At 58.5% G+C, this 20,381-nt stretch carries 18 protein-coding genes; 10 read left to right on the forward strand and 8 right to left on the reverse strand.

Annotated elements, in window-relative coordinates; genetic code table 11:
• Position 1: 1 nt before the first annotated feature.
• The 4 genes from ACZ5RI_RS03415 (at position 2) to ACZ5RI_RS03430 (ending at position 3,479) form a co-directional block, all read left to right on the forward strand.
• On the forward strand, positions 2 to 1,009 hold the full coding sequence (locus ACZ5RI_RS03415; RefSeq protein WP_464514706.1) for an alpha/beta hydrolase: 1,008 nt from the start codon (positions 2 to 4) through the stop codon (positions 1,007 to 1,009).
• Between the two features lie 33 nt (positions 1,010 to 1,042).
• Complete coding sequence (locus ACZ5RI_RS03420; RefSeq protein ID WP_464514707.1) at positions 1,043 to 1,936, forward strand: alpha/beta hydrolase; 894 nt, start codon at positions 1,043 to 1,045, stop codon at positions 1,934 to 1,936.
• A gap of 223 nt (positions 1,937 to 2,159) precedes the next feature.
• The gene (locus ACZ5RI_RS03425) at positions 2,160 to 2,417 is read left to right on the forward strand and encodes a hypothetical protein (protein WP_464514708.1); all 258 of its coding nucleotides are present in this window, start codon (positions 2,160 to 2,162) and stop codon (positions 2,415 to 2,417) included.
• A gap of 147 nt (positions 2,418 to 2,564) precedes the next feature.
• Complete coding sequence (locus tag ACZ5RI_RS03430) at positions 2,565 to 3,479, forward strand: LysR family transcriptional regulator (RefSeq protein WP_464514709.1); 915 nt, start codon at positions 2,565 to 2,567, stop codon at positions 3,477 to 3,479.
• On the opposite strand, the gene dusA is transcribed toward ACZ5RI_RS03430, so the two are convergent.
• From dusA to ACZ5RI_RS03445, 3 genes are all read right to left on the reverse strand, one after another.
• A complete protein-coding gene (dusA, locus tag ACZ5RI_RS03435; RefSeq protein ID WP_464514710.1) occupies positions 3,457 to 4,437 on the reverse strand; it encodes a tRNA dihydrouridine(20/20a) synthase DusA in 981 nt (326 codons plus the stop codon). The genes ACZ5RI_RS03430 and dusA overlap by 23 nt on opposite strands.
• A 405-nt stretch (positions 4,438 to 4,842) precedes the next feature.
• Complete coding sequence (locus tag ACZ5RI_RS03440) at positions 4,843 to 5,520, reverse strand: DUF3313 domain-containing protein (protein WP_464514711.1); 678 nt, start codon at positions 5,518 to 5,520, stop codon at positions 4,843 to 4,845.
• 192 nt (positions 5,521 to 5,712) lie between these two features.
• Entirely contained in the window at positions 5,713 to 6,297 is a 585-nt protein-coding gene (locus ACZ5RI_RS03445) for a TetR/AcrR family transcriptional regulator (protein ID WP_464514712.1), read from the reverse strand.
• Positions 6,298 to 6,627: 330 nt separating this feature from the next.
• Here ACZ5RI_RS03445 and ACZ5RI_RS03450 point away from each other — a divergent pair, with 330 nt between their 5' ends.
• A complete protein-coding gene (locus tag ACZ5RI_RS03450) occupies positions 6,628 to 8,400 on the forward strand; it encodes a tannase/feruloyl esterase family alpha/beta hydrolase (RefSeq protein WP_464514713.1) in 1,773 nt (590 codons plus the stop codon).
• A 228-nt stretch (positions 8,401 to 8,628) separates the two neighbouring features.
• Positions 8,629 to 9,807 carry a glycoside hydrolase family 130 protein gene (locus tag ACZ5RI_RS03455; protein ID WP_464514714.1) on the forward strand — a complete coding sequence of 393 codons (1,179 nt, stop codon included), beginning with the start codon at positions 8,629 to 8,631 and terminating at the stop codon, positions 9,805 to 9,807.
• 89 nt (positions 9,808 to 9,896) lie between these two features.
• On the opposite strand, the gene ubiV is transcribed toward ACZ5RI_RS03455, so the two are convergent.
• From ubiV to ubiT, 3 genes are read right to left on the reverse strand one after another with little or no spacing between them, the layout of a single operon-like run.
• Positions 9,897 to 10,805 carry a ubiquinone anaerobic biosynthesis protein UbiV gene (gene ubiV / locus ACZ5RI_RS03460; protein ID WP_464514715.1) on the reverse strand — a complete coding sequence of 303 codons (909 nt, stop codon included), beginning with the start codon at positions 10,803 to 10,805 and terminating at the stop codon, positions 9,897 to 9,899.
• Positions 10,806 to 10,814: 9 nt separating this feature from the next.
• Positions 10,815 to 11,822 carry a ubiquinone anaerobic biosynthesis protein UbiU gene (gene ubiU, locus ACZ5RI_RS03465; protein WP_464514716.1) on the reverse strand — a complete coding sequence of 336 codons (1,008 nt, stop codon included), beginning with the start codon at positions 11,820 to 11,822 and terminating at the stop codon, positions 10,815 to 10,817.
• Positions 11,819 to 12,379, reverse strand: coding sequence for a ubiquinone anaerobic biosynthesis accessory factor UbiT (gene ubiT, locus ACZ5RI_RS03470; RefSeq protein WP_464514717.1), 561 nt, complete (start codon positions 12,377 to 12,379; stop codon positions 11,819 to 11,821). The genes ubiU and ubiT overlap by 4 nt, the downstream gene beginning before the upstream one ends.
• 260 nt (positions 12,380 to 12,639) lie before the next feature.
• Here ubiT and ACZ5RI_RS03475 point away from each other — a divergent pair, with 260 nt between their 5' ends.
• Together ACZ5RI_RS03475 and ACZ5RI_RS03480 are read left to right on the forward strand one after the other, a co-directional pair.
• Positions 12,640 to 13,572 (forward strand): DMT family transporter, encoded by a 933-nt coding sequence (locus tag ACZ5RI_RS03475; protein WP_464514718.1) that lies wholly within the window; start codon positions 12,640 to 12,642, stop codon positions 13,570 to 13,572.
• Positions 13,573 to 13,665: 93 nt separating this feature from the next.
• Positions 13,666 to 15,822: a methyl-accepting chemotaxis protein gene (locus ACZ5RI_RS03480; RefSeq protein WP_464514719.1), complete on the forward strand. Its 2,157-nt coding sequence runs from the start codon at positions 13,666 to 13,668 to the stop codon at positions 15,820 to 15,822.
• A 10-nt stretch (positions 15,823 to 15,832) separates the two neighbouring features.
• Here the strand turns inward: ACZ5RI_RS03480 and ACZ5RI_RS03485 are convergent, their stop codons facing one another.
• Positions 15,833 to 16,603 (reverse strand): acyl-[acyl-carrier-protein] thioesterase, encoded by a 771-nt coding sequence (locus ACZ5RI_RS03485; protein WP_464514720.1) that lies wholly within the window; start codon positions 16,601 to 16,603, stop codon positions 15,833 to 15,835.
• Between the two features lie 188 nt (positions 16,604 to 16,791).
• Between ACZ5RI_RS03485 and ACZ5RI_RS03490 the strand changes: the two genes are divergently transcribed.
• Positions 16,792 to 16,914: a hypothetical protein gene (locus ACZ5RI_RS03490; protein WP_464514721.1), complete on the forward strand. Its 123-nt coding sequence runs from the start codon at positions 16,792 to 16,794 to the stop codon at positions 16,912 to 16,914.
• Between the two features lie 20 nt (positions 16,915 to 16,934).
• On the opposite strand, the gene ACZ5RI_RS03495 is transcribed toward ACZ5RI_RS03490, so the two are convergent.
• Complete coding sequence (locus ACZ5RI_RS03495) at positions 16,935 to 19,292, reverse strand: M20/M25/M40 family metallo-hydrolase (RefSeq protein WP_464514722.1); 2,358 nt, start codon at positions 19,290 to 19,292, stop codon at positions 16,935 to 16,937.
• A 255-nt stretch (positions 19,293 to 19,547) separates the two neighbouring features.
• On the opposite strand from ACZ5RI_RS03495, the gene ACZ5RI_RS03500 reads away from it, so the two are divergent.
• Positions 19,548 to 20,336 (forward strand): SapC family protein, encoded by a 789-nt coding sequence (locus ACZ5RI_RS03500; RefSeq protein ID WP_464514723.1) that lies wholly within the window; start codon positions 19,548 to 19,550, stop codon positions 20,334 to 20,336.
• Positions 20,337 to 20,381: the final 45 nt, after the last annotated feature.

Here is a 20,381-nt window from a genome sequence, read left to right on the forward strand (position 1 = left end):
TATGGACAGACGGGAAGTACTGGCGTGGAGTTTGGGCGTGGCGGCTGGATTGATGCTGCCTGCCGGGGCTGAAACGATCAAGGTGGATGGCAGCCTGTCAACCGATCCGGTGGAAACGGTGGCGCTGTGGTCTGGCACGCCGCCGTGTGGCAAGAAGGTGCGGCTGAAAAACCGCATTACCGAGCGCAGCACCGATCTGTCAGCCTTTCACGATCGCTATATGGATCAGATCGGTAAGCCTGATCTGGTGGTGTTCCGCCCGGTCAGACCAAATGGTGCGGCGGTGCTGATTGCACCGGGGGGCGGATACATTCGCGTTGTGCTCGACAAGGAAGGTTATGAGACCGCGCGGTTTTTAAATGCCGTTGGGGTGACCTGCTTTGTGCTGCGCTACCGCCTGCCGGGCGAGGGCTGGACGAAAGATGGTGCTGCCGGGCGCGCCGATGTGCCGTTGCAGGATGTCCAGCGGGCAATGCGGTTGATCCGTGCCGGGGCTGTCCAGTACGGCATTGATCCCGAGCGGCTTGGGGTGATGGGCTTTTCCGCCGGCGGGCATGTTGCCGCTTCGCTGGCCACCCGTTTTGATGCCACCGTGTACGAGCCACGCGATAATGCCGACAAGTTGGATGCCAAACCGGCTTTTGCCGCACTGGTCTATCCGGTCATCACCATGGGGCCGGGCTGCCATGAAGGCTCACGCACGGCACTCCTCGGTGAAAAGCCTACACCGGAAGCCATCGCTACCTATTCTTACGAAAAACGGGTGCGGGATGATATGATGCCCGGCTTTATCACGCTGGCGCTGGATGATGTGGCGGTGCCACCCCGGGAAAACGGGGCGGCAATGTTCCGCGCCTTACAGGACGTCAATATCCCTGCCGAGATGCACGCCTTTGAAGCCGGCGGACATGGTTTTGGTTTGCGTCTGGCGGCGGGCAAACCCTGTGCGGCGTGGGCAGATTTGTTTGTGCGCTGGGCGCAGTCGCATGGTTTTGTCCCCGGGGTCTGATCCGGCGGGGTGTTGCGCAAAAAGGATGACAGCATGATGCAAGGCGAAGACGTCGAACTGGATCTATGGCCGGGTAAGCCGCCCGGTAGCGGCACGGCAATACTAAAAAACCGTATCCGTGATTTTGGTCCGCTCGACGGGCACGAACATGAGCGGGTGATGGATCAGGTCGATCGGCCTTTCCTCAAAGCGTTTTTTCCACCTAAAGCGAATGGCGCGGCGATGCTGATCCTGCCCGGTGGTGGGTATGAAGGTTTGTGGTTCGACAAAGAGGGCTACGAGATTGCACGACACTTCAACGCTGTCGGCATCACCAGCTTTGTGCTGCACTACCGGTTGCCCGGTGAGGGATGGGAGCGACAAAGGGATGTGCCGCTGCAGGATACCCAGCGCGCCATCCGCCTTGTGCGTGCTAGGGCAGATCTTTATGGGCTGGATGTAAAGCGCATCGGGATCATGGGTTTTTCTGCCGGGGGGCATGCTGCGGCCATGCTGGCCACCCGTTTTGCCGAAACCGTGTATGAACCGATTGACGCGATTGATCATATCGAGACGCGGCCTGATTTCGCCGCGCTATTGTATCCGGTGGTGACACTGGGCGAGGGGACGCATGTCGGTTCACGTGATCATCTTCTCGGCAATAATCCGTCAGCGGAGCGTATTGCAACCTATTCGTGCGAGCAACGGGTTAGTACCGCAACGCCACCGACCTTCATTGCTCATGCGGTTGATGATGGTGTGGTGCCCTTTGTCGAGAACGCGGTGGGGCTTTATACCGCGCTGCACCGGGCAAAGGTACCTGCCGAACTGCACGGCTTCGAGCACGGCGGCCATGGTTTTGCACTGCGCCTACATGAAAATGATCCGGCTTCACACTGGCCCATGCTGTTCACCGCATGGGTTCGCAGCCACAAGTTTCTGGGCTAAAGCTTAGATCCTCGCAGTTTTAAAAAGCCTGCCGTACGGCAGGCTTTTTTTTATGACGTTGCCGCCAGAACGTGGGGCGTTTGCCGCCCTGGGTTATGGGAGTGTGTGTAAATTGATTAGGTGTGTTATAACACGTAATACGCACCGTTAATGGTTAATAACACCAAAGATTGCAATTATGGTGGGATCTGGTTTCATAAGCGCACAACAAGCGGAGACCAAAATGTCCAATACAACCAAAATGACGGCTTTATTTGCAATCATCGGGCTGACCTTTCTGCCGTGGTTTGCGCCTGTTTACATCTGGCTGCGGCCGCTGGTCGATATCAGTCAGTGGGTCGATTTCGGCGTTCCTTATGCCAGCTATTGGGTGGCGGTGGGTATCTACAGTGTTATCTCGGCGGTGCTCTTCGGGCTTGCGGCTTATTGCGAATGTTTAAGCCATGAAGCACGTAAGGCGCGCAACCAGGGACGGGCATAACCATAGTCGCAAGGCGGGCGCGGGGTTCAGGGCTGCTATCGTACTGAACCTTCGCGCTTAAAAGTTACGCCTGCGTCATAACATGGTGCGTGAGGTCATCGCAGGCATGCTTTAGGTTGTTGCAGTAGGTGAAATACTGGGGGCGGTATGGACTTTGTGCGGGCAATGGAAGGTTTTGTCGATGTGGTGGAGGCGGGCAGCTTTGCCGCCGCTGCACATCGGCGTGGCAGTTCCGCGGCAGCGGTGACGCGGCAGATAGCGGCGTTGGAAGAGCATCTGGGTACACGGCTGATGCAGCGCACAACGCGCCGCTTTTCGCTGACCGAGATGGGGCAGGATTTTTACGAGCGAGCCAAACAGATTCTGGCCGATATCGCCGAGACAGAGGCGATAATTGGTCAGCAGGCATTACAACCTGCTGGTTTGTTACACATCAGCGTGCCTCTGTCTTTCGGCATCAACGCTTTAAGCGATGTGTTGCCGGATTTTCGCAGACGCTATCCAATGTTGCGGCTAAATATCGATTTGTCTGATCGGTTGGTTGATCTGGTGGGTGACGGCTTTGATGTTGCTGTACGTCTGGCCCGGATCCCCAGCACGAATCTGATCGCGCGCAAAATAGTGCCTGTGCAGATGATGGTTTGCGCCGCCCCGGCGTATCTTGAAAGACATGGTATTCCCACCTCCCCGTCAGAGCTGAGGGATCATGATTTCCTCGGCTACAGCTATCTTGCTTCGGGGGATGATCTGGTTCTGACGGCAGCAAATGGCAGCGATGCCACAGTGCGTATCACGCCGCAGGTTCGTGCCAGCAACGGTGATGTCTTACGGAAATTAGCATTATCAGGATTGGGGATTACGGTACAACCCGACTATATCGTTGGTGAGGATATTGCCAGTGGCCGACTGACCGCGCTATTGCCCGGTTGGTCAATGAATGGATTTTATCTCTATGCGGTTTATCCCAAGCGAGATTTTTTGCCCATCAAGGTGAAAGTCTTCATCGATTATCTGGTTGAAAAGCTTGGTGTGGATGCAACTACGCGCGCATTGAAGGCATGACCGACGACAATGCGGTGCGCAGCACGGAAATGTCGGCGCCTTTGCGCGTGGCGTTTTCACTTAAATGTCGGCGAAATGCGCGCGCGCCGGGTCGCTCAGCAAACAGACCGAGCATATGGCGCACGATTGCATTAAGCGGCACCCCTTCGGCAAGCTTGGCCTCTACGTAAGGCATATAGGCTTCCACTGCCGCCTCGATACTGTTGGGTGCGCCGCCGTAAAGCGCCTTGTCTACATCGGCGAGCAGGCCGGGGTTCTGATACGCCGCCCGCCCCAGCATAACTCCATCGACCTGTTCCAAGTGATCCTGGCAGGCGGCAATGCTGTCGATGCCGCCATTGATGATGATGGTGCAGTCTGGGTTTTCGCGCTTGATCGTATAGACCAGCGCATAATCCAGTGGCGGGCGATCTCGATTTTGCTTCGGCGATAAGCCCTTAAGCCATGCTTTGCGGGCGTGAATAACAAAGATCCGCGTGCCGGCCGCTTTGCAGGCCGTCATTATGGCGCGCAGGGCCTGATCTGGCGACTGATCGTCAACACCGATGCGGCATTTGAGGGTGACGGGAATTTGCACCGCCCGTGCCATGGCCGCCAGACAATCCGCGACTAGCTTCGGCTCCTGCATCAGGCAGGCGCCGAAGCGGCCCGATTGCACTTTGTCTGACGGGCAACCGACATTGAGGTTGATCTCACGATAGCCATAATCTTCGCAGATCTTCGCCGCTTCGGCCAGCCGGGTAGGTTCCGATCCGCCCAGTTGCACTGCCACCGGATGCTCGGCGGGGCTGAAGCCCAGCAAGTGTTCGCGGTTGCCCCGGATTACCGCCTCGGCCGTAACCATTTCGGTGTAGAGCAAGGCGTGCCGGCTTAAGGCACGGTGCAGCATGCGGCAGTGGCGGTCGGTCCAATCCATCATGGGGGCGACACAAAAACGGTGGGTCTGGGCTTGCTGCATGGTGGCGTGTGGGCTTTTAAAAGGGTTTCGTGACCGGCACCTATACACGGTTTCTCGGCAGTGAAACGATGGTTTTTGGGTGGAGCCCCGATCGTGCCGGATGTGGCACAGATTTGAGGCCCGTCTTAACCAAGCTCGTGCACTGCTTTGGTAGAAATATGGCAGGGCAGACCTGTCATAGTGGCGCGGTGGCCAAGAAAATCTCTCTGTACGGATGATGTCTGTGTTGTACCGGTATGTCTGCCTGCAGGGAAGGTCTGGGGCGGCAGCACTGCCACCGTCCCAGGCCCCCGCGATCATTGGCCCAGGATGAGCTCGCCAGCAGAGCCGGCAGGGGGAGAAGCGCGCCATCCCGAAGGGACGGGCCAATGATGTGCACGGATACACAGGCACTGCGCGAACCGCTTAGCGCAGCTCTTCGGCCAGAGCTTCGGCACCTTTTTCGATGCCTGTTCTGGCACCTGCCAGCGCGCCGAAGGTCGAGCCGATATCCATCGCCCGTGGATAGCGCTTTGAGATATAGGCATTGAGCAGGCGGCTGGTCTGGGCATCATAGATTTCCACCGAATACATCACGGCCCCGCCCATGGCGCCCTCATGGCCGCGGATTGCCTGCACGCCATTGTAAAGCCCACCGGCAATATCGAAATGGGTTAGGGTGGTGACAACGGGGGTATTGGTTTCGGCCCCGGTCAGGGTCAGTTTCACCCGCAGGGTGGCTTCGCTCGGGCTTTGCACCAGCTGGCGCTCCTTGCTGAGGGCTTTACTGAACTGACGCTGCATATAATGGGCAAGGCTGGCCTTGTCCTTCGGGTCCATATCGCCGAATTGCTGGTCATAGCCGCTGTAGATGGTGACTGGATCAATCATGACCTTGTCATAGGCGTGCCAGCTGACCGCGCTCGCATAGCGGTAGGGTACGCGGCCGCCTTCGTCCTGTGGGTTGGGTGCCAGCTCTGCCGAGACGACCAGATTTTTGTAGAGTTTCGGGTCCGGGGTCCCGCAACCGGTCAGGGTCAGGCACAGCAGGCCCAGGCAGAGAAAGGTCAGCATGGCCGGGGTGATCAGGGTGTGCATACGCATGTTACGTCTCCTGCATTTTTGGGGGGCTGCGGCGACACTACCGTCATGGTTTTGCGCCACGGCCAAGCTTTGCATGACTCTATTTAGCACGAGATACGTACATTGCAAACCGCCTGGTCGGTTTTTATTTTGGGTGTTAGCAAAATAGTTAACCGCGGCGGCGGACCGGGCAGAACAGGGTTAAAGGCCCTTTTAAGGTGCGGGGGAATTGATCGGCTGGGCCTGCGTGGTCCAGCGCGAGGAATCGAGCAGGCGGTCAAATAAGCGCGCCTGCTCGTCTGGCGAAAAGGCATCCAGGCCCAAAAGTGTTCCCAGCAACAGCCCGCGGGCGGCAACCCAACGCAACAGGGCAAGATCAGGGTCTGCAGCTTCGGCCTTGATCTCCGCAATCTGCTGAGCGTTGATTTCGCTGATGGGTGTTACAAGGCCGGGTTCTTCGGCCAGTATGGCTAGCAGGGCAAAGGCCACGGAATTGGGTTTTTCGGTCGCCTCGCGCATGGTGGCGATCTGGGCTGTCAGATTGGCTTCCGGGCTGGTGGCGGTTTCTTGCCGATACCGTGTCGAGAACGCATCGAAATACGCAATCTGATGCTCGAGCAGCGCTTTCAGCACTGCCTCCTTATTATGGAACTGGTGCATCAGGCCCCCTTTGCTGATGCCGCATTCTCGTGCGATGGCATCCAGTGTCAGGCGGCGGGCCCCGTCGCGGGCGATGATGGTCAAAGCGGCATTGATAACGGCTTTGCGGGTGTTTTCCGAACGGATCGCGTTTTCCATGTCTCTAGTATTTTTCCGAAGGGCTGACCGTGGGGTGCTACAGAAGTATAGGCCTTAGCGGAATTTTTCGGATAAAAACAGACTAAACGGTCTGGTTGTGCCGTGCGGGTGGAAAAAGGCCGTCACAAATATTGTCAATGCGCTTTCGCCGTGAAATTCCGGCACGTTTTCTTAATATAGCGGTTGGCCGCAAGGGCTGCCCGGCACTAACTTTATCGCCGACGGCGCTTTAACCGGGCTCCGGCTCAAACTGGCTTCAAACCGCGGTCTATCAAGCGTCAATCCGTGGAGATGTATATGAAAACAACATTCCTTCCGGCAGGGTGGGGCATGTCGCTTATCACTGTGTTGCTCTTTGGCCTGATGGCCGGAGCTCCGGCGCACGCGGCGACGACACCCGAAGCTGGCACTCTTGCCGACCTTGCGATTGTGGCTCCGGTGACCCAGTGCGCGGATCTGGTTAAAACCGATCTGACCGTCATCGGCGGGGCAGGCAGCAAAGTCACCAGCGCCAGCGAAATAACCCGTCAGGGCGTGGCGGTGTGCGCGGTTGAAGGCATGTTGGCTCCCTCGGTTGGCTTCAAGGTCTATCTGCCGCTCAAAAGCTGGACCCAGCGCTATTTACAGGTTGGTTGTGGTGGCTTGTGCGGCAGGATTACGGATATGGTCGGTGCGGCGGAGGGCTGCGTACCACTCAGCAGCGGTGGCTTTGTGATTGCTGCCACCGATATGGGGCATCAAGGCCAGAGTGGCAGCTTTGCCCGTGACCTGCAGAAGCGGGCCGATTTCGCCTATCGTGGTCAGCATATCACGGCGCTGGCGGCCAAGGCGCTGATCCGGGCCTTTTACGGGCGCAATGAACGCTACGCCTATTTCAGCGGTTGTTCCGATGGTGGCCGTGAAGCGCTGGTCGAAGCGCAACGCTATCCGCAGGATTTCAATGGCATCATTGCCGGGGCGGCGGCGTTGAATTTTCAGATCCAGAATTCGCTGCATCATGGCTGGCTGGCGACGTCGAATACCGGTACTGATGGTAAGCCGGTCATAACGGCGGCGCGTCTGCCGCTAATCCATAATGCCGTGCTGGCGCAATGCGACGCGCTGGACGGTGTAAAGGATGGCTTGATTTCCGATCCACGGCTTTGCCGTTTTGATCCGGTTGTCCTGCAATGCAAAAATGCCGGTAACAAAGGCGATGCCAGCTGTCTGTCGGCAGAAGAAGTCGCTGCGGTGCGCAAATTTTATCAAGGCCCACGTGATCCCAAGACCGGTGAACGTCTAACCATCGCCGAGGAGATGCCCGGCTCTGAACTGGCCTGGGCCGGGGTCTTTGTACCGTTTGATGATAATTCGTCGATTTTCAGTAAGCAGATTGCGCTGGATGCCTTGCGCAATCTGATCTTCGCCACCAATCCACCCGACAGCTATACGCTAGCCAATCTGAATTTCGACAAGGCGACGTTCGAAGAGCTCCGGGCGCATCATCCTTTGTTTGATGCCACCAATCCCGATCTGTCAGCCTTTGCGGCGGTGGGCGGTAAGCTGATCATCTGGCATGGTTGGGCCGATCCGCATATCTCACCCTTTAACAGCATTGCCTATCATGAAGCCGTGCTGCGTCAGATGGGCGAAGATAAAGCGGCCAGCTTCGAGCGGTTGTATCTGCTACCCGGCATGCATCATTGCGGTGGTGGCGAGGGGCCGAACCAGATTGATCTGCTGACACCGATGATGGCCTGGGTCGAAGGTAATGCCGCACCGCAGGAAATTGTCGCCCGGCAATATCCCAACGATCGCAAGCAAAACAGCTTTGGTCAGCCGCCCAAGGGCAAAGAGCCCCCGACTGGTGATAAGGACGGTGCCCGCAAAGGTCCGCCACCTGAAATGCGTAAGATGATGGAGGCCATGGCGGCTATGGCGCCCAAACTGGACATTCCGCGCGCCCGCCCGGTTTATCCCTATCCTGCGGTGGCGGTCTATGACGGCCATAGTGACCCCAACAAGGCCGAAAGCTTCCATGCCGGTGCGCCCTGGGTCAGTGAAAACACCCCCCTCTGGGCAGGTTCGGATTTCTTTGTGCCATACCAGAGTCTGCAACGTTGACGGGTTACATTTTGTATCCTTTTGACGATGTCATTTCATGAGAAGGGAGCTCATCTTTTGGTGGGCCCCCTTAGCCTTAAGCGTATCGCTTTGGCCAGAATGCCATGCTATGATGCCCGGACAGAGAAGAGCGGCGGCCTTACCACGGCTTTGATGGCATATTCGTCTGGCCCAATGATGTCGTGATGTGAAGCCGCAAAACGCGCGATAGCATGTGGGAGATATACTATGCCCGGTGATGCGTTCTCGAAGCGGTACGCCGCATTGGCCGCAGAATACGAAGCCTTGATCAATCGTGAAAATCGGCCAATGCCGTCCGATAATGGCCTATACCGGCGCTGGGAATATCCCGTTCTGACCGCGGCGCATGTGCCCCTGACGTGGCGCTATGATCTTGACCCGCATGATAATCCCTATCTGCTCGAACGGGTGCGCCATAATGCGGTGTTCAATGCCGGTGCGATTTATCTGAACGGCAAGAATATACTGATTGCGCGGATCGAAGGGGTGGATCGCAAATCCTTTTTTGCGGTGGCCGAAAGCGAAAACGGCGTCGATGGTTTCAAGTTCTGGGACTATCCCATCGTTATGCCAGAGACCGGGCTGCCCGATACAGATATTTTCAATATCCGGATTACGCCACATGAGGATGGCTGGATTTACGGCCTGTTCTGCACCGAACGCAAAGACCCTCACCTGCCCAAAGATCTGGCGGCATCCATGTCGCGTTGCGCCATTGCCCGCACGCATGACTTAAAGGAATGGCATCGGCTACCCGATCTGGTCACCTTGCATGGCCAGCAGCGTAACGTTGTGCTGCATCCGGAATTCGTCAATGGCAAATACGCGCTTTACACCCGCCCGCAGGGGGATTTCGAAGCCATTGGTGCCGGTGGTATCGGCTGGGCCTTGCTCGAAGACATCACCAGTTCCCGGGTTATTGGCGAGTTGGTGATCGAGCCTAAGGCCTATCATACCGTCAAAGAAATCAAGAACGGCGAAGGCCCCGCGCCGATTAAAACCGAACAAGGCTGGCTGCATCTGGCCCATGGTGTGCGCGCCACACCGGCAGGCTTACGCTATGTGCTCTATGTTTATATGACGGCACTGGATAAGCCCTGGGTGGTCACCCATGCACCGGGCGGGCATTTCATTGCGCCGCGTGGGGCTGAACGGGTTGGCGATGTGCCTAATGTGGTGTTCTGTAATGGCTGGATTGCACGGCCGAATGGCGAGGTGTTTATCTATTACGGCTCGTCTGATACGCGGCTACAGGTGGCAACCACATCGCTGTCGCGGCTGGTTGATTATGCTATTCACAGCCCGCCCGATTCCAAAACATCGGCCAATGCCGCGCGTCAGCGTATTGCGTTGATCGACAAAAATCGGCGCCAGCTTAAGGCTTAAAGACAGTCTTTTGTCGGCGTACGCCTAAGGCATAAAAAAGCAGATCACCGTTTTTGATTTACGATGATCTGCTTTTTTCTTTGGGAAATTCAGGCCGGTTCGCCGATCAGCCTTGCACCAGGGACGCCGCGCATAAAACCATCCGAAAGTGGACCGGGGAGATTGAGGCCGTTCAGTTTTGCCTCGGCTTCTTCCGGTTCGATTACCTCATCTGCCAGTGCACGGAATATTTTGGCCACATCGGCCATATCGCACGAGGCTTGTGGCGACAGGCGCAGACTTACCACACCGGCTTCGCGCAGCGCCTTGACCTGACGTGTGGTGGCGGTGACGGCATAGCCCATGGTCTGCACGCCGTTGGCCACCAGGAAGGATTTGCCGTCCATGGTATCGACCGCCATACCGTCTGGGTCCTTGTCACAGACAAACTGGCAGGAATCTTTAGGCAGGCCATAGGCGCGGGCGTGATAGCAGCGCGCTGAAATCGCCAGCGGCGGGCGGCCAAAGGCAAAGACTTCCACCGCATTACAACTGGCCGCCAGCTTAGCAACCGATTCAAAGGGCAGTTCGGGAGGCAGGCATACGCTGGTCGCGCCCATATCGAGATGCATCTGCAGCGTGGCTTCGTTGTAGATGTTGAGGAATGGTCCGCAGATATGTGCCCGGCCATTCAGCATCTGAATAGTGGCTACATCGTTGACCTCTACCGGTAGTTCTGAGCTGACCAGATCAGAGATGCCGTTCATCTCGCGCTTGGTGGTGGGCATAGCCAGTGTGGTATAGACTACTTGTTTGCCGGCGCGTGTCAGCCGTTCGGCCAGTTCAAGCGTTTTGTCGGCATGAAACGGTTCGCGTTTGGAGCAGACCGCTTCGCCGATGATGACACGATCAACGGGCGCTTCATCGGCGATATGGGCGTAGAAATCGCAAAAATGCTCGACCGTCCAATTGTACAGCACAGGCCCGAGCGTCAGGCTAAGGCGATTGGTATTTGGCATGCGTTGCTCCTATCGCCAGGTTTTCTTTAAAGAGCCAGTGGTGTCGGTCTGGCCTTCACTCAGGGCTTTCAACGCGGAAACATCCATTTCACTGCCGTTTTCCACGCTGTCGAGCGCACTGCGGAACGCCCGCACCACGGCGGCAACATAGGCGCGGCCACGTTGACGGCCTTCGATCTTGAATGAAGATACGCCGATCTTGACCAGTTTTGGCAGCAACTCTACCGCATTGAGGCTAACTGGATCCTCAAACAGGTGCATGTTCTTGCCATGGGCAAAGAAGCGGCCCTTGCACAGCGTGGGATAGCCCGCCGGTTCATCCTTACTGAACTTCTCGATAGTGAAACCACCCAGGCTAGACGTCAGGGTTTCACCATCATCTTTATAGGCGACATGGCTGGGCGGCGAGCAAACGCCGGTCATGTTAGGCGATTTGCCGGTGGCATAGGACGACAGCGAACAACGCCCTTCTGCCATCACACACAGACCACCGAAGATGAAGACTTCGGTTTCGCACGGTGAGGCCGCTTTGGTCAGCGCGGCGATTTCGTCAACGGTCAGCACGCGTGGCAGCACCACGCGTTTGATGCCGAACCGGTCTCGATACAGCGCAATCGCCTGCGGGGTCGCTGCGGCGGCCTGTACGGATAAATGTAGACGTTGATCGGGATGTGCCTTGCGGGCATAGGACACCAGGCCAAGGTCTGCCAGAATTAGCGCATCTGCCCCAGCTTCCACTGCGTCATCAACGGCGTGTTCCCACAGCTCTGTGCCACCAGCGCGCATGAAGGTGTTAAGCGCCACAAAGACTTTGGAACCATGGTCATGGGCATAGGCGATGCCGTCACGCATTTCAGCCCGGTCGAAATTCAGACCGGGAAAATTGCGGGCGTTGGTTTCGTCGCGAAAGCCGCAATAAACGGCATGAGCCCCAGCATCAACCGCTGTACGCAGGCCCGACGGGGTCCCGGCCGGGCAAACCAACTCAGGATACTTCCAGCTTGTCGCTGTTGTCATACACGCGCTCCACGATAGGCCGTATGATGCGCCGCCGGACCATTATCCTCAGGGGCATCCAGCAGGCGGCGAACTTCGGCAAAGGTAACTTCAGCTGCGCGGTTGAATGGTCCGCGCAATTTCTCCGGCACCCCGATCACTTCACCGGGGGTGAACTCGGCATCTTCCATGGCATTGCGCAGCGCCAGCACCGCCTCGGTATCACCCTCGATGCTGAGGTCGCGCGAGAAGAACAGGGCATCGCCGTCATAGGTACCGTCGATCATGCCCATCAGCACGATCAGCGGTGCGCGGATGCGGGCATCAAACGGAACCGCATCGGCATCGCGCAGGATTTCCACGCCCGCTGTGCCACCCGCAGCGGTGATGAAAAAGGTAAAGGGGCAATCAACCGGGTCAAGGGCAAAGCGACGGCCGGCATATTCGGCCAGCCGGGTCTGAAACGATGGTCGTGCCGCCAGACCCCGGTTGATCAGGTGGCGTATCGCCATCTCCATCGGCATCAGCGGTAGAAGACCGGCCAGGCGTCCGGCAAGGGGGGGGAGCGATCCGCGCATGGAAGGGTTCTCTTCGATAAATCTCTGCCGAATCTTGTAGGCCAGCTTGACCGCCAGCTCAAACAAAGATGCGAGGAATATTTGCCTTTTTGTCCACCCTTTAACCATGGATTTTCTTTGAGAAATGCCGTTTTTTTCTCATGGTTTTGTCCTGGTGCGGTGTCAGGACAATCGTCCGTATACCAGTACTTGTCATACTGCTTTCCATTGGGCAGTCCGGTGCCTATCTTAAGCCTTCTTTCACCTTAAATGGATTGTGCATGCGTGAAACCAACGCCCCATCCTGGGCGCACCCGTATTTGCTGCTGACGCTGGCGGCCCTGCAATGGGGTGCCAATATTGTATTCGGCCGCCTGGCGGTCGGGCAGATTGCCCCTATGTTGCTGGTGTCTTTACGCTGGGCAATTGTGTTCGTCGTGCTGGTGGTGGTGTATCGTGATCGTCTGCGTGTGGCGCTGCATGAGCTCAAGGTGCACTGGTCGTTGCTGCTGCTGCTGGCCCTGACCGGTTATACCGGCTTTACTGCCTTCTTTTATGCCGCGGCGCATTACACCACCGGTGCCAACATGGCGATCATTCAGGGCTCGACGCCGCTGTTTGTTTTCTCGTTGGCATTTCTGGCCCATGGCACCCGCATCAGTCGTATGCAGGGGGCGGGCATGGTGCTGGCGCTGCTGGGTGTGGCCTGTGTTGCCACTCATGGCAGCCTTCAGGTGATGCGCCATCTGACCTTCAACACCGGCGATCTGTTCATGCTGGCAGCCACAGCCTGCTATGCCATCTATACGGTGTGGCTGGCTGATCGTCCTAAAATGGATGACATTGCCTTTTTCGCCGCGCTGGCCGGGGTGGCGCTGGTCACCTCGCTGCCATTGACGGTGATCGAGATGGCCAAAATGCCGGTGCTGTGGCCGACCTGGCAAGGTTGGTTGCTCACTCTGCTGATCGCCCTGTTCCCCTCGTTTCTGGCACAGATTTTCTTTATGCGTGGCGTCGCCAGTATCGGGCCGGGCCGGGCGGGAATCTTTGTCAATTTGATCCCGGTGTTTGGTGCGGTGCTGTCGGTGCTGTTTCTGGGTGAACCGTTCGGCTGGTATCAGAGCCTTGGTCTGGCGTTGGTGATGGGGGGCATTGTGCTGGCACAGAAACGATTGAAGTCGCCTGTGTCAGACACAAAAATCGTACAACCGTAAAGATTGTGATTTTTTGATTAATCGCAAAAGGTGACAGCTAATCTGTCATATGGCTGCCCTATTTGTCAGCGGTAACTCCAAACCGCTGATATCATGTCCATTGCCGCTTATGCTCCGCGCTTCAGCTTCAGTTCTTCAGCGCAGCCTGCTGCCCCCGTGCGTTTTGGCTGGCACAGTGTCGGCTTCAAGGCCATGGGGCTGGTGGTATTACTGATCCTGTGTGCAGTGACGGTTTCGGCCGGGCTTTTGCTGTCGTCATTCAGTGCGTTTAACCGCAGTCAGCAATTACAACGCTTAAGCCAGAATGTTGCCGCTGCGCAGCAGATCATCAATCCCGATCATGACATCTATGCCACCTCGGGCGGCGTGCTGCGGCTGGGTGCGCATATTCTGAATTTTGACGATTACAGCGTCGATCTGATTTCGAAAACCTTCGGTGGCGTTGCAACGATCTTTGATGGTGACGTTCGGGTGGCGACCAATATCCGCGGCCCTAATGGTGCACGCGCTGTTGGTGGTAAACTCGAAGATGGTGCGGTGCGCGATGTCGTGCTGCGTCAGGGCCAAAGATACACCGGCGTGACCGAGGTTTTCGGCAAGCGCTATCTGGCATCATTCGATCCGATCAAGGACGATAGTGGTCATGTGCTGGGTATTCTGTTCATCGGTCTGGAGATGGATCAGGCCGATCAGGCCTTCAACCATGCCCTGACCTTGGTGGTGGAAGTCGGGCTGATTCTGACGCTGATCGGCATTGTGCTCGGCTGTGTGATTTTCGGGCGGCTGTTCGCCCCCTTTGCCCCCTTAAGCGCTCACATGTCGAACGCCATGGCCGGTAAGGCGAGCGAGGATGTGCCCTATACCCAGCGCAAGGATGAATTCGGGCAGCTTGCCCGTGTCATCCGCCTGTTCGCCCGCAATCAACAGGAGCAGGACGCCATGCGTAGCCGGGCTGAGGCCGAGCGTCGTGCGGCGACCGAAGCCCAGCGCGTGGCCGAGGATGCGGCGCGTGTCCGCAATGAACAGCTGGTGGTCGAAACTTTCGGTGCCGGGCTTGAGGCCTTGGCGGAAGAAGATTTTCAGTTCCGCCTCTCTGGCGCGGTGCCCGAAGCTTATCGTCCGTTGCAGGAACATTTCAATCGGGCCATCGCGACCTGTGAGCAGCAGCGCGAGGAACGCGCCGCGGCACAGGCCCGCCAGAGCGCCGAACGTGAACGGGCCGTTGCTGCCCGGCATGATGCCGAACAGGCTGCTGCCGCTCGCTCGGTCGAACTGGTGGTGTCTTCCTTTGGCGAGGGATTAAAGGCGCTGGCGGCGCGCGATCTGAGCTATCGGCTGCATCAGGATCTGCCAGTCGAATATCACGGCCTGCAGCAGGATTTTAACGCCGCGATGGCACAACTGGAAGCCGCGCTGGCTGATGTCGCTGGTCGGGTCAGTACTTTAAATGGCAGTGCGGGCGAGCTGAAATATGCTGCTGCAGAACTTGCCGGGCGTACCGAGCGTCAGGCCGCTAATCTGGAAGAAACCGCCGGGGCGCTGGCGGCAATTTCCGCCACCATCAGCCAGTCGGCCGATAAGGCTCGGCGGGCCAATGATGTGGCACTGGCCGCCCGTGGTGGGGCCGAGCGCGGGGCCGAACTGGCGGTGCAATCGGTGGCCGCCATGGGCACCATTGCGGCCTCGGCCAGTCAGATTGCCCAGATCGTCACCGTGATGGACGAGGTGGCCTTTCAGACTAATCTTCTGGCCCTCAATGCCGGGATCGAGGCGGCGCGCGCCGGGGATGCCGGGCGTGGCTTTGCCGTGGTGGCGGCTGAGGTTCGTGCGCTGGCTGGCCGGTCGGCCGATGCGGCCCATGAAATTCGCGGTCTGATCGGCCAAAGCCAGACCCATATGGCCAGTGGCATCAAGCTGGTCGAGGAAAGCGGGGCGGCGCTTAAGCATATTACAGGCGATATCCGGGCAATTTGCGATCTGATGGGCGAGATCACCCTGTCGCAACAGACCCAATCCCAATCGTTGGTTGCGGTTGATGGTGCGGTCAGTGATATGGATCGATCCACACAGGAAAATGCGGCCATGGCTGAAGAAAGCCACGCTGCCAGTCAGACCGTCAGCACCGTGGCCGAGGAGCTGAACAGCGTGGTCAGTCGCTTCCGGCTCAGCGTAGCGGGCGGAGGTGATGCGCCGACCTCGCCATTACCATCGGCCCGGCCTGCGGCCAATATTGTGCGGTTTCCGGCCTGATTGTGGGGCTTCAAGATGCTGCCGGGCTGGTGGTCAGCCGGGCGGCAAACAGGGTTTTGCCGTCGGGCCGGGTTCCCTGAAACTGCCAGCAGTCTGCTCCATCGCCGGATACCGGTCCGCCACAGATTTCCACCTGTTCGCCCAGACCGGTTTCGGCCAGGAAATTGACCTCGTAACGGGCGGCCGTCAGCCGGGCCAGATCTGCTGCTGGCAGGCTGTCGAGAATCCAGCGGGCATAGTGGGTGTTGTTGACGTGGCCGTTCACGTCCAGATCACTGTTTCTGACGGTCAGTGTTGCCAGCACGGGCAGATCCTTTTGCAGGGTGATCTTGGCTGCCTCCAGCGTCAGTGCGCCGTCGGGGCGGCAGGCAATGGCCGGTGGTGTGCGTAGTGGGCGGTGGCTTGTGCCATCCAGCGTCAGCCACAAGGTAGTGGCCTCACCAATCACGGCATCGTTGCAGCGAATGATGAAGTCGCGCGGCGCGAGCGCCCCGGCAAAGGGGCGGGCCCAGCTTTCAATGGCCAACTGATCGCCCCATGCCGGCCAGTGACGCATCTGGACCTTTTGCCGCGTCAGCACCCAGAAAGCGCCGTTTTCCTGCATGCTGTCGAAACCGCAGCCCAGTTCATCCGCGTGGCACCAGGCGACATCCTGTAATATGCACAACAAACCATGCAGCCCCAGACGCTTATGGGCATTGAGTACCAGCGTGTTCACGCTATACACGCCGTGCCAGATCGGTTGGGGCGTGTTGGGCTTGGGCTGGGTTGGCGCGATCATTTTTAATCCGTGCGGTTCTAAAACACGCGTTCTGAAAAGGAATGAACCGTTTTGCGACGTGACTGGCCGACTGGCAAGCCAAATCGTTGTGGAAAAGAAATTACACAACACACTTATTGGTTGATGGAAAACATGGCGAATGACACTCTTTTCAGACCGATTCGCTTAAATTGTGCATTGGGGATCTCATGACAACCGCTGAAGGAATTTTTATGGGCGTGGCGATTTTTGCCTGTCTGTTTTTCTCCTGCGTGATTGCACTGTCCGGTTTTGGTGGAATGGATCGGAACCGCGCTGGCCGCGGCTCCTGATCCGGTTCTCCTTTATCTCCTCACCATTTGAAGCTTTTGGTCAGGCTGCGGCGGCTGGTAACGGCATCGCCGACCAGAATCGTGTCACTGGGCAGTGGTGGCAGCGCTTCGGCCCCCTTGGGCCAGTCCCGTGTGAGGGCGCTCACTCGCACGGCCATCTTGCCATGGGCCGGGGCCTTAAACGACCAGATCACGCCATCGATGGGCGGTGCGGTAAAGACGATCTTGCGCCAGTCATTGACGGCCACCGTGCCACTGATCGACCGTCCGTTCAGAAAGCTGTCGCTTAACGGGGCCGAGCTGTTCACCGCAATTTCGATAGTGCTGTCGCCGGGCGCTGGCATGGCTTTGATCGTCAGTCGCCCTGCAGCATGGGTAATGGTGAAATGCGGCTGGTTCAGGCGCAGGGCCGGGGCCGGGGCTGACCACACCGCGGTATCATACAGGCCGGGGACCGGGGCATAGACCGGGCTCTGGCCGCCCGCGCTTAAGGCGTCCCGGGCCCAGGGATCGAGATATTTGTAAGGGTCGATGCGGAACGCCTGTGCCTTGTCGGTGTTCTGGGCATAGAGCACGGCGCTTGGCATCGGCCGCTCTGCCGACACCGGAATGACCAGCGTGATGACAAGGGTGATGATGCCGGCAATGGCGAACAGCAGAGCCAGCTCGTTGGCCGAGCGCTCGCCACCGGCTTCCCCGGCCAGCGGCATGATCGCGGGCAGCAGCAGCAACATTGGTACCGCCATGATCGCGGGCAGGCTCAGCCCCAGCGCATCAAACAGAAAATCACCCAGGGTGGCAATCTGCGCCAGGACCGTAATGGCCACCAGCCCGATCAGGAACAGGGCAAACGGGCGGTGGGTGCGCCCCCCGGCGGTGCCGAAATACCAGGCGGCGGCCAGCCCGGATAGCGCTAGCGGCCAGACAACCAGCGGGGCGGCACCGGGCAGGGCGATTTGCAAACCCAATCCGAGCAGGAAGGATAACAGCAGGCTACCGCGCCACAGATCGGCCATGACCAGCGGGCGGCTTAAGCCGATCAACAGCAGGATCAGAGAGGCCCCGCCGAGGCCGGTGGCAACCGGGTCAAAGCTGCCCAGTGACGACAGCGCCGTGGCCAGAATAATGGTAATGACCAGCAGCCAGCGCCCCCGCCCGCTGCGAGCGGCATAACTGGTAAAGGCCAGTGTGCCGATGGTAAGGCACAGCGCACCGACGGACATCAGCGGCAGTAACGGGGCGCGCTGATACAGGCTGAGCTGGCTTAAGATCAACCCGGCAGGCCACAGAAACAGAGCGCACAGCGCTACGATCAGCAGGTTGCAGAACAGTCCGCGCACCACCGCGCCGCCCTCCGAAGCTCGTCCGCGCCAGAAGGCCAGCAGCAGCAGCAGTGCAAGGCCTGCCAGCAGCACCCAACCGTAAACCGGCGGGTACTGCAGCAACATGCGGCCATAGAGATCGCCATAGACCAGATTTTCACCGGTAAGCGGCCCGTTGCTTGCCACCACGGCGCGCGCCACGCTCAGGGCCTGATCGCCCATATGTTGCAAACTTCCGGGATCAAGCCGGCCCGCGCTGGCCAGCGGGGTGTGATAGGCCGCGACATCGCCGATGAAGGCAAAGTTCAACCCCGGTAGGCCCAGATTCTTTGCCAGGGTGAAATCGGTGCCATTGGGCATGGCATCATAGATCAGCGCCGTGGCGGAATTGGCCGTGACCGCCCCGGATAGATGCCCGACCAGCAGGCCACTTTGTGGGCCGGTTTCAAACATGGCAGCCCGGCCGGATGCGCCGCGGGCGTCAAAATTGATCACCGCACCAATATGCTTAACCTGGGCGTGGCGATGGAAAAAAGCCTCAGCTCCCAAAAGTCCGAGTTCCTCGCCATCGGTGAAGACCAGCACGACATCGCGCTGGTGTGGCGCGGCGGCCAGCGCCCGGGCGATTTCCAGGCTGGCGGCAACGCCTGCGCCATCGTCGGCAGCACCGGGCGAATGGGGTACCGAATCATAATGGCTGACGATGGCCAGTGCTGGCAGGGCCGGGTTGGTGCCGGGCAATACCGCTACAATATCGCTGATCCGCGCGGCGCGGGCAAAGTCATGGCCATACTGAAGAATGCCAGTGTCGTCGAAGCGGCTAGGGGAAAGCCCCATCTGCTGCAATCTGGCGGTCAGATAGGTCGCCACTTTGGCCGCTTCCGCCGAGCCCGTGGGGTGCGAATGGCGCGAAATCATCCGCACATCGCCCAGCGCCCGCTCGGCGGAGAAGGTGTCGGCCGGGGCATGATTTGAGGCTGGTGGCGGCGGCTGAACGGCCCACAGGCCCAGCGCTACACCGGTAATCAGACAAAAATACAGCCAAATCGTTTTCATTGCAGTCTCGTATCCCGTACCAACGCGTGCTTCTTCTTACCCGATCACGCGCGGTGCAATCGCTAAAAATGCGTCATTTCACCCGGGGGGTGTACGCAACCGGGCGGTCGGATGCCACTGTTAAGAATTCTGTTTGGCAAATCCGGCCCTTGGGCGCTTTTTTTCCCGAGCAAAAGGCGCTAACGGTTGAGAGATGACAAAAGACCGGTTTGCGTTAAGGCTTCGCGGACCGCACAAGATCTGAAGGGGAAGTCAATGGCGGACGAAGCCAAACAATCGATGCCGATGTTCTATCGCGATCCGGTGGTCCTGAACGCCAAGGAGCACGCGAATCTTAAGCTGTTGGCGCAGCGGAAATATTCCTTCGCCAACACGGCCAACAGCGTGCCGGTGGTGGTGGGCGAAGTTCCCGGCCTGATGGCCCATAGCCCGGTCGTTTTCACCGCCGGACCCGAGCCGATGCTGGTGACGCTGCTGGGGCTGCATGCCGACCAGAACCTGTTCGTTGATGAGGCTGGCAACTGGCTCGATGGCTGCTTTATTCCGGCCTATGTTCGTCGGTACCCCTTCATTCTGACCCGCGTATCGGATGATAATCTGCTGCTTGGGGCCGATATCGACGCCGAAGCCTTTGGGGCGGACGGTGCACCGCTGTTCGATAATGGTCAGGCCACCGATGTGGCGCGCGATGTTTTCCGTTTCTGCGCCGAATATCAGCAGGCCTGGGATCTGACCCGCAAATTCTGCAAGGAAGTCTATGATGCTGGCTTGCTCAAAGAGCAGACCTGCACCGTGCGTGGGGCGACCGGGGCCGGTATTCGCCTGACCGGTTTCTCGGTGGTGGATGAAGAAGCGCTCGACGCGCTCGACAACCGCACCGCCAATGACTGGCGCAAACGCCACCTGCTCAAGCACCTTTATTTCCATCTAGCTTCGATGGATCGGCTGAATAATCTGGCGGCACTGAACGACAAGCGTCAGGCCGCGGCTAGTCTGGCGGCACGTGCCAGTATAGTCGAGGTGGCTAAGGAAGCGGCTGTTTAGGCCTTCCTGCCCGCAAGGTACGAGACGTTTTCGGCACCCCGGCTG

It is taken from the genome of Micropepsis pineolensis, from assembly GCF_055392125.1.

Excerpts from the sequence above, each read along its gene's own strand:
- ACZ5RI_RS03430 (WP_464514709.1), top strand. The coding sequence starts at position 2,565 with ATGGACTTTGTGCGGGCAATGGAAGGTTTTGTCGATGTGGTGGAGGCG.
- ACZ5RI_RS03485 (WP_464514720.1), bottom strand. The coding sequence starts at position 16,603 with ATGATCGCGCCAACCCAGCCCAAGCCCAACACGCCCCAACCGATCTGG.
- dusA (WP_464514710.1), bottom strand. The coding sequence starts at position 4,437 with ATGCAGCAAGCCCAGACCCACCGTTTTTGTGTCGCCCCCATGATGGAT.
- ubiU (WP_464514716.1), bottom strand. The coding sequence starts at position 11,822 with ATGACAACAGCGACAAGCTGGAAGTATCCTGAGTTGGTTTGCCCGGCC.
- ACZ5RI_RS03495 (WP_464514722.1), bottom strand. The coding sequence starts at position 19,292 with ATGAAAACGATTTGGCTGTATTTTTGTCTGATTACCGGTGTAGCGCTG.
- ACZ5RI_RS03445 (WP_464514712.1), bottom strand. The coding sequence starts at position 6,297 with ATGGAAAACGCGATCCGTTCGGAAAACACCCGCAAAGCCGTTATCAAT.
- ACZ5RI_RS03450 (WP_464514713.1), top strand. The coding sequence starts at position 6,628 with ATGTCGCTTATCACTGTGTTGCTCTTTGGCCTGATGGCCGGAGCTCCG.
- ACZ5RI_RS03455 (WP_464514714.1), top strand. The coding sequence starts at position 8,629 with ATGCCCGGTGATGCGTTCTCGAAGCGGTACGCCGCATTGGCCGCAGAA.
- ubiT (WP_464514717.1), bottom strand. The coding sequence starts at position 12,379 with ATGCGCGGATCGCTCCCCCCCCTTGCCGGACGCCTGGCCGGTCTTCTA.
- ACZ5RI_RS03415 (WP_464514706.1), top strand. The coding sequence starts at position 2 with ATGGACAGACGGGAAGTACTGGCGTGGAGTTTGGGCGTGGCGGCTGGA.
- ACZ5RI_RS03490 (WP_464514721.1), top strand. The coding sequence starts at position 16,792 with ATGACAACCGCTGAAGGAATTTTTATGGGCGTGGCGATTTTTGCCTGT.
- ACZ5RI_RS03440 (WP_464514711.1), bottom strand. The coding sequence starts at position 5,520 with ATGCGTATGCACACCCTGATCACCCCGGCCATGCTGACCTTTCTCTGC.
- ACZ5RI_RS03420 (WP_464514707.1), top strand. The coding sequence starts at position 1,043 with ATGATGCAAGGCGAAGACGTCGAACTGGATCTATGGCCGGGTAAGCCG.
- ACZ5RI_RS03500 (WP_464514723.1), top strand. The coding sequence starts at position 19,548 with ATGGCGGACGAAGCCAAACAATCGATGCCGATGTTCTATCGCGATCCG.
- ACZ5RI_RS03475 (WP_464514718.1), top strand. The coding sequence starts at position 12,640 with ATGCGTGAAACCAACGCCCCATCCTGGGCGCACCCGTATTTGCTGCTG.
- ubiV (WP_464514715.1), bottom strand. The coding sequence starts at position 10,805 with ATGCCAAATACCAATCGCCTTAGCCTGACGCTCGGGCCTGTGCTGTAC.
- ACZ5RI_RS03425 (WP_464514708.1), top strand. The coding sequence starts at position 2,160 with ATGTCCAATACAACCAAAATGACGGCTTTATTTGCAATCATCGGGCTG.
- ACZ5RI_RS03480 (WP_464514719.1), top strand. The coding sequence starts at position 13,666 with ATGTCCATTGCCGCTTATGCTCCGCGCTTCAGCTTCAGTTCTTCAGCG.